The 15,429-nt window shown below is 61.7% G+C and carries 13 protein-coding genes; 11 read left to right on the top strand and 2 right to left on the bottom strand.

Features of this window, described 5'->3' with window-relative positions:
* Positions 1–4: 4 nt before the first annotated feature.
* From J9788_RS15255 to J9788_RS15245, 3 genes are all read left to right on the top strand, one after another.
* Complete coding sequence (locus J9788_RS15255; protein WP_182265190.1) at positions 5–2,881, top strand: valine--tRNA ligase; 2,877 nt, start codon at positions 5–7, stop codon at positions 2,879–2,881.
* A gap of 200 nt (positions 2,882–3,081) precedes the next feature.
* Entirely contained in the window at positions 3,082–3,585 is a 504-nt protein-coding gene (locus tag J9788_RS15250; protein WP_004933360.1) for a GNAT family N-acetyltransferase, read from the top strand.
* Positions 3,586–3,815: 230 nt separating this feature from the next.
* Entirely contained in the window at positions 3,816–5,423 is a 1,608-nt protein-coding gene (locus J9788_RS15245) for a GMC family oxidoreductase (RefSeq protein ID WP_182265189.1), read from the top strand.
* A 15-nt stretch (positions 5,424–5,438) separates the two neighbouring features.
* Here J9788_RS15245 and miaE read toward each other — a convergent pair whose 3' ends face one another.
* Together miaE and rraB are read right to left on the bottom strand one after the other, a co-directional pair.
* Positions 5,439–6,203, bottom strand: a complete 765-nt coding sequence (gene miaE / locus J9788_RS15240; RefSeq protein ID WP_015376459.1) for a tRNA isopentenyl-2-thiomethyl-A-37 hydroxylase MiaE — start codon at positions 6,201–6,203, stop codon at positions 5,439–5,441.
* Between the two features lie 177 nt (positions 6,204–6,380).
* Positions 6,381–6,806 (bottom strand): ribonuclease E inhibitor RraB, encoded by a 426-nt coding sequence (rraB, locus tag J9788_RS15235; RefSeq protein ID WP_025305115.1) that lies wholly within the window; start codon positions 6,804–6,806, stop codon positions 6,381–6,383.
* Between the two features lie 162 nt (positions 6,807–6,968).
* Here rraB and argF point away from each other — a divergent pair, with 162 nt between their 5' ends.
* The 8 genes from argF to J9788_RS15195 all read left to right on the top strand — a co-directional run bounded on the left by argF (position 6,969) and on the right by J9788_RS15195 (position 15,406).
* Positions 6,969–7,988: an ornithine carbamoyltransferase gene (argF, locus tag J9788_RS15230; RefSeq protein ID WP_046898013.1), complete on the top strand. Its 1,020-nt coding sequence runs from the start codon at positions 6,969–6,971 to the stop codon at positions 7,986–7,988.
* 196 nt (positions 7,989–8,184) lie between these two features.
* Entirely contained in the window at positions 8,185–9,753 is a 1,569-nt protein-coding gene (locus tag J9788_RS15225) for an ABC transporter substrate-binding protein (protein ID WP_182265188.1), read from the top strand.
* Between the two features lie 289 nt (positions 9,754–10,042).
* On the top strand, positions 10,043–10,978 hold the full coding sequence (pyrB, locus tag J9788_RS15220) for an aspartate carbamoyltransferase (RefSeq protein WP_004933375.1): 936 nt from the start codon (positions 10,043–10,045) through the stop codon (positions 10,976–10,978).
* Positions 10,979–10,990: 12 nt separating this feature from the next.
* Complete coding sequence (gene pyrI / locus J9788_RS15215; protein WP_033641690.1) at positions 10,991–11,455, top strand: aspartate carbamoyltransferase regulatory subunit; 465 nt, start codon at positions 10,991–10,993, stop codon at positions 11,453–11,455.
* 156 nt (positions 11,456–11,611) lie between these two features.
* Complete coding sequence (gene ridA, locus J9788_RS15210; protein WP_019453299.1) at positions 11,612–11,998, top strand: 2-iminobutanoate/2-iminopropanoate deaminase; 387 nt, start codon at positions 11,612–11,614, stop codon at positions 11,996–11,998.
* A 260-nt stretch (positions 11,999–12,258) separates the two neighbouring features.
* On the top strand, positions 12,259–13,695 hold the full coding sequence (locus J9788_RS15205) for a circularly permuted type 2 ATP-grasp protein (RefSeq protein WP_004933380.1): 1,437 nt from the start codon (positions 12,259–12,261) through the stop codon (positions 13,693–13,695).
* The gene (locus J9788_RS15200) at positions 13,689–14,615 is read left to right on the top strand and encodes an alpha-E domain-containing protein (protein ID WP_004933382.1); all 927 of its coding nucleotides are present in this window, start codon (positions 13,689–13,691) and stop codon (positions 14,613–14,615) included. Before J9788_RS15205 ends, J9788_RS15200 begins: the two co-directional genes overlap by 7 nt.
* Complete coding sequence (locus J9788_RS15195; protein WP_004933384.1) at positions 14,612–15,406, top strand: transglutaminase family protein; 795 nt, start codon at positions 14,612–14,614, stop codon at positions 15,404–15,406. Before J9788_RS15200 ends, J9788_RS15195 begins: the two co-directional genes overlap by 4 nt.
* Positions 15,407–15,429: the final 23 nt, after the last annotated feature.

The following is a 15,429-nucleotide window of genomic DNA, read 5'->3' as shown; positions in this document are numbered from 1 at the left end:
AAGAATGGAAAAGACAAACAGTCAGCTCGACACCGCATACGACCCAAAACAGATCGAACAGAAGCTGTACGATCACTGGGAGAATCAGGGTTACTTCAAGCCGAACGGCGATACCAGCCAGGAAAGCTTCTGCATCATGATCCCGCCGCCGAACGTCACCGGCAGCCTGCACATGGGCCACGCATTCCAGCAGACCATCATGGACACCATGATTCGCTATCAGCGCATGCAGGGTAAAAACACCCTGTGGCAGGCGGGCACCGACCACGCCGGCATCGCCACCCAGATGGTGGTGGAGCGCAAGATCGCCGCAGAAGAAGGCAAAACCCGCCACGACTACGGCCGTGACGCGTTCATCGACAAGATCTGGCAGTGGAAAGCGGAATCCGGCGGCACCATCACCCGCCAGATGCGCCGTCTGGGCAACTCCGTGGACTGGGAGCGCGAGCGCTTCACCATGGACGAAGGCCTGTCGAACGCGGTGCGCGAAGTGTTTGTCCGTCTGCACAAAGAAGATCTGATCTACCGCGGCAAGCGCCTGGTGAACTGGGATCCGAAGCTGCGCACCGCCATCTCCGATCTGGAAGTGGAAAACCGCGAATCCAAAGGCTCGATGTGGCACCTGCGCTACCCGCTGGCCGACGGCGCGAAAACCGCCGAGGGCAAAGACTACCTGGTGGTCGCCACCACCCGTCCGGAAACCGTGTTGGGCGATACCGGCGTGGCGGTCAACCCGGAAGATCCGCGCTATAAAGACCTGATCGGCAAAGAGATCATTCTGCCGCTGGTCGGCCGCCGCATCCGCATCGTCGGCGACGAACACGCCGATATGGAAAAAGGCACCGGCTGCGTGAAGATCACCCCGGCGCACGATTTCAACGACTACGAAGTCGGCAAACGCCACGGCCTGCCGATGATCAACATTCTGACCTTCGACGGCGACATCCGTCAGGAAGCGGAAGTGTTCAACACCCTGGGCGAAGTCTGCACCGACTACTGCAACGAGATCCCGGCCGAGTTCCGCGGCCTGGAGCGCTTCGCGGCGCGTAAAGCGGTGGTTGCCGCCTTCGATAATCTGGGGCTGCTGGACGAGATCAAACCGCACGACCTGACGGTGCCTTACGGCGACCGCGGCGGCGTGGTGATCGAGCCGATGCTGACCGACCAATGGTACGTGCGCACCGCGCCGCTGGCCAAAGTGGCGGTGGAAGCGGTCGAACAGGGCGACATCCAGTTCGTGCCGAAGCAGTACGAAAACATGTACTTCAGCTGGATGCGCGACATTCAGGACTGGTGCATCTCGCGTCAGCTGTGGTGGGGCCACCGCATCCCGGCCTGGTACGACGTGAACGGCAAAGTCTACGTGGGCCGCAGCGAAGAAGAAGTGCGCAGCGAAAACAACCTGGGCGCCGACGTGGTGCTGACCCAGGACGAAGACGTACTGGACACCTGGTTCTCGTCCGGCCTGTGGACCTTCTCTACCCTGGGCTGGCCGGAGCAGACCGAGGCGCTGAAAACCTTCCACCCGACCAGCGTGATGGTCAGCGGCTTCGACATCATCTTCTTCTGGATCGCGCGCATGATCATGCTGACCATGCACTTCATCAAAGATGAAAACGGCAAGCCGCAGGTGCCGTTCAAGACCGTCTACATGACCGGCCTTATCCGCGACGACGAAGGCCAGAAGATGTCCAAGTCGAAAGGCAACGTGATCGATCCGCTGGACATGGTCGACGGCATCTCGCTGGAAGATCTGCTGGAAAAACGCACCGGCAACATGATGCAGCCGCAGCTGGCGGAGAAAATCCGCAAGCGCACCGAGAAACAGTTCCCGAACGGCATCGAGCCGCACGGCACCGACGCCCTGCGCTTCACCCTGGCGGCGCTGGCCTCGACCGGCCGCGACATCAACTGGGACATGAAGCGCCTGGAAGGCTACCGCAACTTCTGTAACAAGCTGTGGAACGCCAGCCGCTTCGTGCTGATGAACACCGAAGCGCACGACTGCGGCTTCAACGGCGGCGAGAAAGTGTTGTCGCTGGCGGATCGCTGGATCCTGGCCGAATTCAACCGCACGGTGAAAGCCTACCGCGAAGCGCTGGACACCTACCGCTTCGATCTGGCGGCCAACATCCTGTACGAGTTCACCTGGAACCAGTTCTGCGACTGGTATCTGGAGCTGACCAAGCCGGTGGTGAGCAACGGCAGCGAAGCGGAACAGCGCGGCACCCGCCACACGCTGATCACCGTGCTGGAAGCGCTGCTGCGGCTGGCGCACCCGATCATTCCATTCATCACCGAAACCATCTGGCAGCGCGTGAAGCCGCTGACCGGCACGACCGCAGACACCATCATGCTGCAGCCGTTCCCGGCCTACGACGCCGCGCTGGAAGACGAGCAGGCGCTGAACGATCTGGAGTGGATCAAGCAAACCATCATCGCCGTGCGCAACATCCGCGCCGAGATGAACATCGCGCCAAGCAAAGCGCTCGACGTGCTGCTGCGCAACTGCAGCGCCGACGCCCAGCGCCGCGTGCAGGAGAACCAAAGCTTTATCGCCCGTCTGGCGCGTCTGGAATCCATCGCGCTGCTGCCGGCCGGTGAGAAAGGCCCGGTCTCCGTCACCAAGCTGGTGGACGGCGCCGAGCTGCTGATCCCGATGGCCGGTTTCATCGACAAGGATGCCGAGATCGCGCGTCTGGCCAAAGAGATGGGCAAACTGGATGCGGAAATCGCTTCGATCGAAGGCAAGCTGGCGAACGAAGGCTTCGTGGCGCGCGCACCGGAAGCGGTGGTCGCCAAAGAACGCGATCGTCTGGCGGCCTGCAAAGAAGGCAAAGTGAAGCTGCAGGAACAGCAGGCGACCATCGCCGCGCTGTAATCCACCGGCTCACGCCAACGCCTGAAAAACAGCGGGGTCTTCCCCGCTGTTTTTTTATCGCCGTTGCATCCGGGCCGGGTTAGATGTTATTACAAGATATTACTGCCGCAGGGACGCCGCCGGGAAATAACCCCCGGCGCGTTTCGCGCTGCGATAAAAATGAAAAACGAACGTGGTCTCTTTCAATGGCGAGTGTAAACATGACAACAGCAACCCCGGCGCGCCTGCTGGTGCGCCCCATCACGGCGGAAGACAATCCCGCCATTGCTCACGTCATTCGCGAAGTCTCCGCCGAGCACGGCCTGACGGCGGATAAAGGCTATACCGTCTCCGATCCCAACCTAGATGCCCTGTATCAACTCTACAGCCTGCCGCGCAGCGCTTACTGGGTGATCGAGGTGGACGGCCAGGTCGCCGGCGGCGGCGGCATCGCGCCGCTGCAGGGCGGCGCAGACGATATTTGCGAATTGCAGAAGATGTATTTCCTGCCGGTATTGCGCGGCAAGGGGTTGGCGAAACGCCTGGCGCTGCAGGCGCTGGATTTCGCCCGCCAGCACGGCTTCCGCTGTTGTTACCTCGAGACCACCGCCAGCCTGACGCAGGCCGTTGCGCTGTACGAACACCTGGGCTTCGAACACATCGACCACGCGATGGGCGCCACCGGCCACGTCGATTGCGAAGTCACCATGCTGAAAACGCTGTAACCGTCCCGCCTCTCCTCTTCATCAGGGCGCAGCTTGCTGCGCCTTTTTTATTAATATCGCAATCAATCAGTAAAACTCGCTATAACGCATTTTTTCAAGCAGATAAACTGACGTTAAAAACCACGATGTAAATTTAATGTGAAGTTCGTTAATAAATTAACGATCGTAAATTGACCGCTTGCGCCCCCGCGTTACTCTGCCAGTATCCCAATCGCGCACGGAGAGCTGTCATGTCGGAAAACACCTTTGATTACATCATCGTCGGCGCCGGTTCCGCCGGCTGCGTGCTGGCGGCGCAGCTGATCCGCCGCACCCAGGCGCGGGTGCTGCTGCTGGAAGCCGGCGGCGACGACAATAACCTGTTCATCAAGATGCCGGCCGGGGTGGCCAAGATCATCGCCAAAAAGAGCTGGCCCTACGAAACGGAACCGGAACCGCACGCCAACAACCGCCGCATGCAGATCGCGCAGGGCAAAGTGCTGGGCGGCAGCAGTTCGGTCAACGGCATGATCTACCTGCGCGGCCAGCCGCAAGATTACGACGACTGGGCCGAGCGCTATGGCTGCGCCGGCTGGAGCTACCAAGAGGTGCTGCCCTACTTCAAACGCGCCGAGGCCAACGAAAGCCTGTCCGACGACTACCACGGCGCCGACGGGCTGCTGCCGGTCAGCGAAAACCGCTACCGCCACCCGCTCAGCATGGCGTTTATCCGCGCCGGCCAGGAGTTGAACCTGCCCTATCGCAACGACTTCAACGGCGACAGCCAGCACGGCGTCGGCTTCTACCAAACCACCACCCGCAACGGCGAGCGCGCCAGCACCGCCCGCACCTACCTGAAGGCGGTGCGCGACGAACGGCGTCTGGTGGTGAAACTGAACGCCCTGGCGCACCGGCTGACCTTCGAGGGCAACGTCGCCACCGGCGTGGTCTACAGCCAGAACGGCGGCGCGGAAGTGACCGCGCACGCCACCAAAGAGGTGATCGTCAGCGCCGGTGCGGTCGGTTCGCCGAAGCTGCTGATGCTGTCCGGCATCGGCCCGCGCGACCACCTGCAGCAGCTGGGCATCGAGGTGCGGGCGGATCTGCCGGTGGGCAAAAACTTCCACGACCATCTGCACATGTCGATCAACGTCAGCACCCGCGAGCCGATCAGCCTGTTCGGTGCCGATCGCGGCCTACAGGCGCTGAGCCACGGCGCACAGTGGCTGGCGTTTCGCAGCGGGGTGCTTTCGTCCAACGTGCTGGAAGGCGCCGCCTTCACCGACAGCCGGGGCGATGGCCGCACGGACGTGCAGATCCACTTCCTGCCGATGCTGGACAGCTGGGACGACGTGCCCGGCGAGCCGCTGCCGAACATTCACGGCTTCACGCTCAAGGTCGGCTACCTGCAGCCGAAGGCGCGCGGCGAAGTGCTGCTGCGCAGCAACAACCCGCGCGATCCGGTCAAGCTGCACGCCAACTACCTCGGCCACCCGGACGATCTGGCCGGCAGCGTGCGCGCGGTGAAGTTCGGCCTGGATTTCCTGCAAACCGCGGCGCTAAAGCCGCTGATCAAGGATCTGCTGATGCCGCAGCCAGAGTGGACGCGCGACGACGCGCAGCTGGAGGAGTTCGTGCGCAACTTCTGCAAGACGGTGTATCACCCGGTGGGCAGTTGCCGCATGGGGCCGTCGCCGCAGGACGCGGTGACCGATCCGCAGCTGCGGGTGCACGGTTTTGAACGGCTGCGGGTGATCGACGGCTCGGTGATGCCGCAGCTCACCAGCGGCAACACCAATGCGCCGACCATCATGCTGGCGGAAAAGGCGGTGGATCTGTTGCTGGGCGCGCCGCAGTAAGGGCGCGCCTCAACCTCAGGCGGCGGCGGGCACGCCGCTGTGGAAGCGCAGCTCGCTGTCCGGCGACAGGATCAGTTCAGCTTCGAGGCGGCCGAAATGCGCCACCCGTTCGCTGATGTCGCCGCCGGCGATCTGTTCCGCCAGCGTCAGATAGTCCTGATAGTGGCGCGCTTCGGATCGCAGCAGCGAAACGTAAAAGCGGTTCAACTCGTCGTCCAGGTGCGGCGCCAGTTTAGCGAAGCGTTCGCAGGATCGCGCTTCGATGTAGGCGCCGCAGATCAGTTTGTCGATCAGCGTCGCCGGATCGTGAGTGCGGATCTCGCGGATCATCCCCTTGGCATAGCGGCTGGCGGTGATCTTGCGATACGGGATCCCACGCGCCTGCATGATCTCCAGCACCTGCGAGAAGTGATGCAGTTCTTCCTTGATCAGCAGCACCATGCGATCCGCCAGATCCTGGCCGTAGGCCGAGCCGTTTTTCGGCAGGATCTTGCGGGTGAACTGGCCCTGGCGGAACAATGTGTCGGGCGCGCCCTGCGCTTCGTGCAGAAACGCCTCGTAGGGCCGCAGCAGCGCCAACAGCGCGTCGCCGCTCTCTTTGTCCGCCACGTAGCGGCGGATCAGCCACATGCCGGTCTGCGCGGCTTTCAGCTCACACACCAGGTGGTCGGTCAGCAACAGCTGCAGGTTTTCCGGACGGCGCGCGGCGTCGATCCAGGCGTCGGGAGTTTCACAGTGCAGGAAGCTTAAAATCGGGGCTAGCAGAGATTGGTATGTCATGGCGTCATTGCCCTATGTATTTCAAGTTGCAGCCAGGCGGCCAGCTCACTCATCCCCAGGAGCTTACTTAGGTAAGTGACTGGGGTGAGGGAGTGCAGCCAACAACGCTGCAGCTTGAAAGACGACGGGGATATCAGGGGCCGGCGAGAACCGGCCCATGTGAATAAGCGGGGTTAATCAGTGGCGTTTGCCGTCGTCGTCTTCGTCGATGTAGTCGCCGTCTTCGTCATCCTCACCGTCTTCACCGTTCGGATCTTCGAAGTAGGTGCCCCAGCCGTCGTAGTTGACGCCGCAGCGTTCCGCCAGCGCCACCAGCTGCTCGACCTGGGCGTCGATCAGCTCGGCGTTCAGGCCGACTTCGCTGATCACGTCGCAGCACATCACCATCGAACCGTCTTCCACTTCCAGCTCTTCGGCGTCGGTCACTTCGTAGCCCAGCTTGAAGGCTTCAACAGCGGCCTGCTCCAGAACCTCAAATTTCTCGGCGGACAGATGGTGCTCGATGGTGTAGAGCGCGTCCGGATCGCTGCCGTCTTCCAGCAGTTCTTCGATGATCAGGCGGGTCTCTTCACGTTGTTCTTCCAGCAATTCGCGGTTTGCCATGCCTATATCCTCAAGTCAAATGGCCTTCATTCCTTCTATTTTCACACACCGCCGACGTTGCTTCCACGATAAACGTGAAAGATTTCCTCGCTGGGGTTGAAATTGAATATTCATACATATAAAGTGAATTTTAATTCAATTAAGCAATCAGGGAATCGGACTATGAGCACCGGCAATGCGTTCTACCAACGTCACTTTCTGAGGTTAATGGATTTCACCCCCGCCGAGCTGCAGGCGCTGCTGCGGCTTTCGGCCGATCTGAAGCAGGCCAAAAAGCTGGGGCGGGAACAGCGCCGGCTGCAGGGCAAAAACATTGCGCTCATCTTCGAAAAAGACTCGACCCGTACGCGATGCTCTTTCGAAGTTGCCGCATTCGATCAGGGTGCACAGGTGACCTATCTCGGCCCGAGCGGCAGCCAGATCGGCCATAAAGAGTCGATGAAAGACACCGCCCGGGTGCTGGGCCGCCTGTACGACGGTATTCAGTACCGCGGCTACGGCCAGGCGCTGGTGGAAACCCTGGCGCAACACGCCGGCGTGCCGGTGTGGAACGGCCTGACCGACGAGTTCCACCCTACCCAATTGCTGGCGGATCTGCTCACCGTGCAGGAACACCTGCCGGGCAAGGCGCTGAGCGAGGTGAAGCTGGCGTACGTCGGCGACGCGCGCAACAACATGGGCAACACGCTGCTGGAAGCCGCCGCGCTGGCGGGCATGGATCTGCGGCTGGTGGCGCCGAAGGCCTGCTGGCCGCAGCCGGAGCTGGTGGCCGAATGCCAGGCACTGGCGCAGAAAACCGGCGCGAAACTCACCCTGACCGAAGACATCGCCGAAGGGGTGCAAGACGCCGATTTCCTCTACACCGACGTGTGGGTGTCGATGGGCGAACCGAAAGAGACCTGGCAGGAGCGTATCGCGCTGCTGCGGCCGTATCAGGTCAACATGGCGATGCTGAAACTCACCGGCAACCCGAACGTGAAGTTTCTGCACTGCCTGCCGGCGTTCCACGACGACCAAACCACGCTCGGCAAGCAGATGGCGCAGCAGTACGATCTGCACGGCGGCATGGAAGTGACCGACGAGGTGTTCGAGTCGGCGCACAGCGTGGTGTTCGATCAGGCGGAAAACCGGCTGCATACCATCAAGGCGGTGCTGGTCGCCACGCTGAGCACAACGCTCTGACACGCCTCTCCCTCCGCCCTGGCGCCCCCGGCCAGGGCGGCTAATATATTCCTGGAATATCAAATAGCGCATTGGCCTTTGCCCGCAGCCGGCAAAGGTTCTACCGTGACAGGCCGACGGCGCCCGCGCCGTAAAAACCAACGATAACAAACCGTTCGCAGCGCCGCCTTGCGGCGCCTTCAGGGGATACACACCGATGAAAGCCAAACTCTTGCCGCTGTTCCTGCTCGCCGCCCTGCCCGCCGCCGCGTTAGCCGCCACGCCGCCGAATACGCTGGTGGTGGTGCAATCGCTGGATGACATCGTCAGCCTCGATCCGGCGGAAGCCAACGAACTCTCCAGCATCCAGACGGTGCCCAGCCTGTATCAACGATTGGTGCAGGCGGATCGCGACGATCCGGCCAAGGTGGCGCCGGTGCTGGCGGAAAGCTGGCAGAGCGATGCGGCGGCCAAAACGCTGACGGTTAAACTGCGGCCGCAGGCGGCGTTCGCCTCCGGCAACCCGCTGACCGCCGACGACGTGATCTTCTCCTACCGCCGCGCGGTGAAAATGAACAAGTCGCCGGCGTTCATCCTCAACGTGCTCGGCTGGCAGCCGGACAATATCGACACGCAGCTCAAGAAGATCGACGAACATACCGTGCAGCTGCGCTGGACAGCGGACGTCAGTCCGGCGGTGGCGCTGAATATCCTCTCGACGCCGATCGCCTCGATCGTCGACAGCAAAGCGGCGCTGGCCAACGTCAAAGACGCCGACTTCGGCAACGCCTGGCTGAAGATGCACTCCGCCGGCAGCGGCCCGTTCAAGATGCGCGTCTATCAGCCGCACCAGGCGATCGTGCTGGACGCCAACCCCACGACGCCGGGCGACAAGCCGCAGTTGAAAAACATCATCATCAAGAACGTGCCGGATCCGGCCACCCGCCGCCTGCTGGTCCAGCAGGGCGACGCCGATATCGCCCGCGAACTGGGCGCCGACCAGACCGACACGCTGAAGAACCAGCCGGGGGTTAAGGTGCTGGAGATCCCGTCCGCCGAGCAAAACTACCTGGTATTCAACACCGGCAACGGCGCCAATCCGCTGCTGAGCAACCCGGCCTTCTGGGAGGCAGCACGCTATCTGGTGGATTATCAGGGCATCACGAAGGATCTGCTGAAGGGCCAATATTTCGTGCATCAGAGCTTCCTGCCGGTCGGGCTGCCGGGCGCGCTGGAGACCAACCCGTTCCGCTACGATCCGGCCAAGGCGAAAGCCATCCTGGCCAAAGCGGGCATCACCCACGCCGCCTTTACGCTGGACGTAGAGAACAAACCGCCGTTCATCACCATCGCGCAGGCGCTGCAGGGCAGCTTCGCCGCCGCCGGCGTGAAGGTCGAGCTGCTGCCGGCCGCGGGCAGCCAGGTTTACTCCCGCGTGCGCGCCAGGCAGCATCAGGCGGCAATCCGCCTGTGGATCCCGGATTACTTCGACGCCCACTCCAACGCCAGCGCCTTCGCCTACAACGACGGCAAGAGCAGTACGGTGGCCGGGCTGAACGGCTGGCAGATCCCGCAGTTGAACCAGCAGACGCTGGCTGCGCTGGCCGAAGCCGATCCGGCCAAGCGCCGCGCGCTGTACACCGCCATGCAGCAGGAGCTGCAGCGCAGTTCGCCGTACGTGTTTATCGATCAGGCCAAAACCGAAGTGGTGCTGCGCGACAACGTCAAAGGCTACCAGCAGGGGCTGAACGCCGACATGGTCTACTACGATCGCGTCAGCAAATAGCTCGCGGGCGGCCATCGCCGGCCAATCGATTGCGGAGCGGCAAAAAACGGCGTTTTAACGCTTGCAGTGGCGAAAAGCGCGAGTATAATGCGCCACAATTTGCCAGGAGAAAGCATGAAAAACGACGTTTGTTTTGTTAGCCACAATCGACAAAACCGACTGCCTATCGGCGGCCAGCTGCCGTTGTTTCTCCTGTTGCTAAACCGATCGTTTCAAGCCCCTCGTTGAGGGGCTTTTTTTTGCCTTAAAAAGTCCCGCGCCACGGGCACGCGTCGAGGAGGAGTGAAAAATGGCCAACCCGCTGTATCACAAACACATCATCTCTATTAACGATCTCAGCCGCGAGGATCTGGAGCTGGTGCTGCGCACCGCCGCCGGTCTGAAAGCCAACCCGCAGCCGGAACTGTTGAAACACAAGGTGATCGCCAGCTGCTTCTTTGAAGCCTCGACCCGTACCCGCCTGTCGTTCGAAACCTCGATGCACCGCCTCGGCGCTTCGGTGGTCGGTTTCGCCGACGGCAGCAACACCTCGCTCGGCAAAAAAGGCGAAACCCTGGCCGACACCATCTCGGTGATCAGCACCTATGTGGACGCCATCGTGATGCGCCATCCGCAGGAAGGCGCGGCGCGCATGGCCTCGGAGTTCTCCGGCAACGTGCCGGTGCTCAACGCCGGCGACGGCGCCAACCAGCACCCGACCCAGACCCTGCTGGATCTGTTCACCATCCAGGAAACCCAGGGCCGCCTGAGCAACCTCAGCATCGCCATGGTCGGCGACCTGAAATACGGCCGCACGGTGCACTCGCTCACCCAGGCGCTGGCCAAATTCGAAGGCAACCGTTTCTACTTCATCGCCCCGGACGCGCTGGCGATGCCGGCCTACATCCTGAAAATGCTGGAAGAGAAAGGCATCGAGTACAGCCTGCACGGCAGCATTGAAGAAGTGGTGCCGGAGCTGGATATTCTCTACATGACCCGGGTACAGAAAGAGCGCCTCGATCCGTCCGAGTACGCCAACGTGAAGGCGCAGTTCGTGCTGCGCGCCGCGGATCTGGCCGGCGCGCGCGCCAACCTCAAGGTGCTGCACCCGCTGCCGCGCATCGACGAGATCGCCACCGACGTGGATAAAACGCCGCACGCTTACTACTTCCAGCAGGCGGGCAACGGCATCTTTGCCCGCCAGGCGTTGCTGGCGCTGGTGCTCAACGCAGATTTGGCTCTTTAAGGGGGAACCACCATGACTCATGACAACAAACTGCAGGTCGAAGCGATCAAATGCGGCACGGTGATCGACCACATTCCGGCGCAGATCGGTTTCAAACTGCTGACGCTGTTCAAGCTGACCGCCACCGACCAGCGCATCACCATCGGCCTGAACCTGCCTTCCAACGAGCTGGGCCGCAAGGATCTGATCAAGATCGAGAACACCTTCCTGACCGAGCAGCAGGCCAACCAGCTGGCGATGTACGCGCCGAAGGCCACGGTGAACCGCATCGACAACTATGAAGTGGTGCGCAAGCTGACCCTCAGCCTGCCGGACCACATCGACGGCGTGCTGACCTGCCCGAACGGCAACTGCATCAGCCGCAGCGAGCCGGTGGCGTCGAGCTTCAGCGTCAAATCGCGCGACGGTGAAGTACACCTGAAGTGCCGCTACTGCGAAAAAGAGTTCGAGCATCAGGTAGTGCTGCAGGCGGACTGAATTCTGCCCCTTTGCGGGAGCGGCGCTGTTAATCTGCGCGTCACTCCCTATAATGGATGCCTGAAAATAACTCTACCCACGTTGCTACCCACCGAATTTTACGTTGCGGCCGACCGCGCGGCGGCGTGAAAGACAACGGGTCTATCAGGAGAAAACATGTCACGTAACATCAGCACTGAACTCGCCCCGGCAGCCATTGGTCCTTATGTGCAGGGCGTTGATCTGGGCAGCATGATCATCACTTCCGGCCAGATCCCGGTCGATCCGAAAACCGGCGCCGTCGCCGACGACGTGGCCGCTCAGGCGCGCCAGTCGCTGGAAAACGTCAAAGCGATCGTCGAAGCCGCCGGCCTGAACGTTGCCGACATCGTGAAAACCACCGTGTTCGTGAAAGACCTGAACGACTTCGCTACCGTCAACGCCGCGTACGAAGCCTTCTTCACCGAGCACAGCGCGCCGTTCCCGGCCCGCTCCTGCGTGGAAGTGGCGCGTCTGCCAAAAGACGTGAAGATCGAAATCGAAGCCATCGCCGTGCGTCGTTAATCGACGCTCACGCGCATCACGGCCAGTGCAGACTGGCCGTTTTTATTTCTGCTCTGCCCCGACAGCCTGCCGTCCCTGCGCCTTTAGCGCTCACCGCCGCCGCCTTTTCGCCCTATATTAAGGCGTCGTCACGCCAGACCTGCACCGCAAACGGGCGTTTTTCGCCGCGGCAGCCTCGCTCTGCGCCATTTTCGCCCGTTATCGCCTTGGCACGTTTTATGCTCGATTGATTCACAGCCTGCAATGTCGACGAGGTGACGATGCTGAATATCAATCTTTCCGCTTCACCGTTTTTTGATGAGATGCTTCTGGCTGAGGGAAAACACCGTGGCCACTACGACGCCTACTGGCAATGGCTGCAGCAGGCCGATCACCAGGCCGTGCAACGCAAGCGGGAAGAGGCTGCGCTGCTGTTTCACCGGGTGGGCATCACCTTCAACGTCTACGGCGACGATGACGGCGCCGAGCGGTTGATCCCGTTCGACAGCGTGCCGCGCATTATTCCGGCCGCCGAATGGGCGATGCTCGATCGCGGCATTCGCCAGCGCGTACAGGCGCTCAATGCCTTCCTGCATGACATTTACCACCAGCAGCATATTCTGAAGGCCGGCCTCATTCCGGCGGAGCAGGTGCTGGCCAACGATCAGTATCAACCCTGTATGCAAGGCGTTGATCTGCATCGTGATATCTATGCGCATATCGTCGGCGTGGACATGGTCCGCAACAGCGACGGCCAATACTACGTGCTGGAAGATAACTTGCGCACCCCGTCCGGCGTCTCTTATATGCTGGAAAACCGCAAAATGATGATGCGTCTCTATCCGGAACTGTTCGCCCGGCAACGCATCGCGCCGGTGGAGCGCTACCCGTCGCACCTGCTGCAAACGCTGCGCGAAAGCTCGCCCATCAACGATCCCACCGTGGTGGTGCTGACGCCGGGCCGCTTCAACAGCGCCTATTTTGAGCACAGTTTCCTGGCGCAGCAGATGGGGGTGGAGCTGGTCGAAAGCGCCGATCTGTTCGTCAAGGACGGCGCGGTCTTCATGCGCACTACCGCCGGGCCGTGCAAAGTGGACGTGATCTATCGTCGGGTGGACGACGCCTTCCTCGATCCGCTAGCGTTTCGGCCGGACTCGATGCTCGGCGTACCGGGGCTGCTGTCGGTGTATCGCGCCGGCAATGTGGTGCTGGCCAACGCCATCGGCACCGGCGTGGCCGACGACAAATCGATCTACCCCTACGTGCCGGATATGGTGCGCTTCTACCTGCAAGAGGAACCGATCCTCAACAACGTGCCGACCTGGCAGTGCCGACATAAAAACGAACTGTCGTATGTGCTGGCCAACCTCGAACAGATGGTCGTGAAAGAGGTGCACGGCGCCGGCGGCTACGGCATGTTGATCGGCCCCACGGCGAGCAAGGACGAGCTCGCCCGCTTCCGCGCTCTGCTGCTGTCTCGCCCGCAGAATTACATTGCGCAAAACACGCTGGCGCTGTCCACCTGCCCGACCTTCGTCAACGATGGTCTGGCGCCGCGGCATATCGATCTGCGGCCGTTCGCCCTCAGCGGCGCGGAGATCCGCCTGGTGCCCGGCGGCCTGACCCGGGTGGCGTTGGCGGAAGGTTCGCTGGTGGTGAACTCGTCGCAGGGCGGCGGCACCAAGGACACCTGGGTATTGGAGGACGACCTATGCTGAGCCGCACCGCCAGTGAACTCTATTGGATGGCCCGCTATCTGGAGCGGGCGGAAAGCATCGCCCGGGTGCTGGACGTCACCAACAAGCTGTCGATGATGCCGATCCGCGACGGCGGCGATCAGGATCTGCAGGTGCCGCTCAACCTGACCGGCACCGGCCAGCTGTATGCCGCCGCCTACCCGGAATTGACGATGCCCAATCTGGTCAGTTTCTTCGCGCTCGACAACCGTAACCACAGCAGCATCTTCAGCTGCCTGCAAATGGGCTGGAACAACGCCCACGCGGTGCGCGGCAGCCTGTCATCCGAAGTCTGGGAGTGCATCAACGCCACCTGGATAGAGATGAAACTGATCCGCCGCCAAGGCATCGGCTCGGTGGGCGCCGATGCCTTCTTCGACTGGGTGAAGGAGCGCGCCCATCTGTTTCGCGGCGCCATGTTCGGCACGCTGCTGCGCAGCGACGCCATGCGCTTTATCCGTCTCGGCACCCTGCTGGAGCGGGCCGACGGCACCGCCCGTCTGCTGGAAGTGAAGAACACGCTGATGGACATCGACGGCGACCCGGTGCGCGAATATTACCGCATGGACACGCTGCTGCGGGCGGTGAGCGCGCGCGAAGCCTACCACAGCATCTACAAGCAGCCGTTGAGCCGCGAGACCATCGCCGAACTGATGATTCTGCGCAATGAAATCCCGCGTTCACTGCTGGCCTGCGTCGGCGACATGGTGCAGCAATTGGAACTGATCGGCGGCGGCGCCAACCAACCGCGACGTCTGGCGCACACCCTGCATGCCGAGCTGCGCTTCAGCAGCATGAAGGACCTGAACAAGATCGGCCTGGGCGAGTGGTTGAGCGCCTTTCTCGGCCAGGTGAACGGCATCGCCGAAAGCATCCATCACACTTATCTGGAGGCGCAATGAAACTGAATATTGAGCACAACACCCATTATCGCTACGCCCAGCCGGTGCAGCGCAGCACCCAATATCTGCGGCTGACGCCGCAGGATTCGCCCCATCAGCGCATCCTCTCCTGGCAACTGTCGTTGCCGGATGACGCGGTGCGCACCACCGACGCCTTCGGCAATGTACTGCACGTGCTGACGCTTGATGAACCGCATCAGGCCATCACCATTCGGGTGCTCGGGGAAGTGGAGATTGAAGACGGCGTCGAAGATCGGGCGCTCGGGCACCTGTCGCCGCTGGTATTTCTGCGCCATAGCCCACTGACTCAGCCCGATGACGCCATTCAGGCCTTCGCCCTGCGTTATCATCAACCGCAGGCGGTGCTGAGCGGCCTGGAACATCTGATGGGCGAACTGCTGCTGAAAATGCCTTACAGCCCTGGCTCCACGCGCGTGACCGACAGCGCCGCCGAGGCTTTCGCCGCCGGCAGTGGCGTGTGTCAGGATCATACGCATGTCTTCCTGAGCTGCTGCCGCAGCCTGAACATCCCGGCGCGCTACGTCAGCGGCTACCTGTACAGCGAAGACTCGACCCATGTCGCCACCCATGCCTGGGCGGAAGTGTGGGTGGAGGAACGCTGGCACAGCTTCGACGTGACCAACAATACGCGCATGCCGAATCAGCACCTTAAGCTGGCGGTCGGCATCGATTATCTGGACGCCTGCCCGGTGCGCGGCATGCGATTGGGCGGCGGCTGCGAAGACATGAGCGCCATCGCCGCCGTACAAATGATGCCAACCGGCCAGTAGCCGCTTGCCGATGGAAAATGTTT

The sequence above is a fragment of the Serratia sp. X10 genome (assembly GCF_017811775.1).
In the GTDB taxonomy this organism is placed as follows: Bacteria; Pseudomonadota; Gammaproteobacteria; order Enterobacterales; family Enterobacteriaceae; genus Serratia; species Serratia ureilytica.
This window is presented reverse-complemented; position numbering and strand designations above follow the sequence as displayed.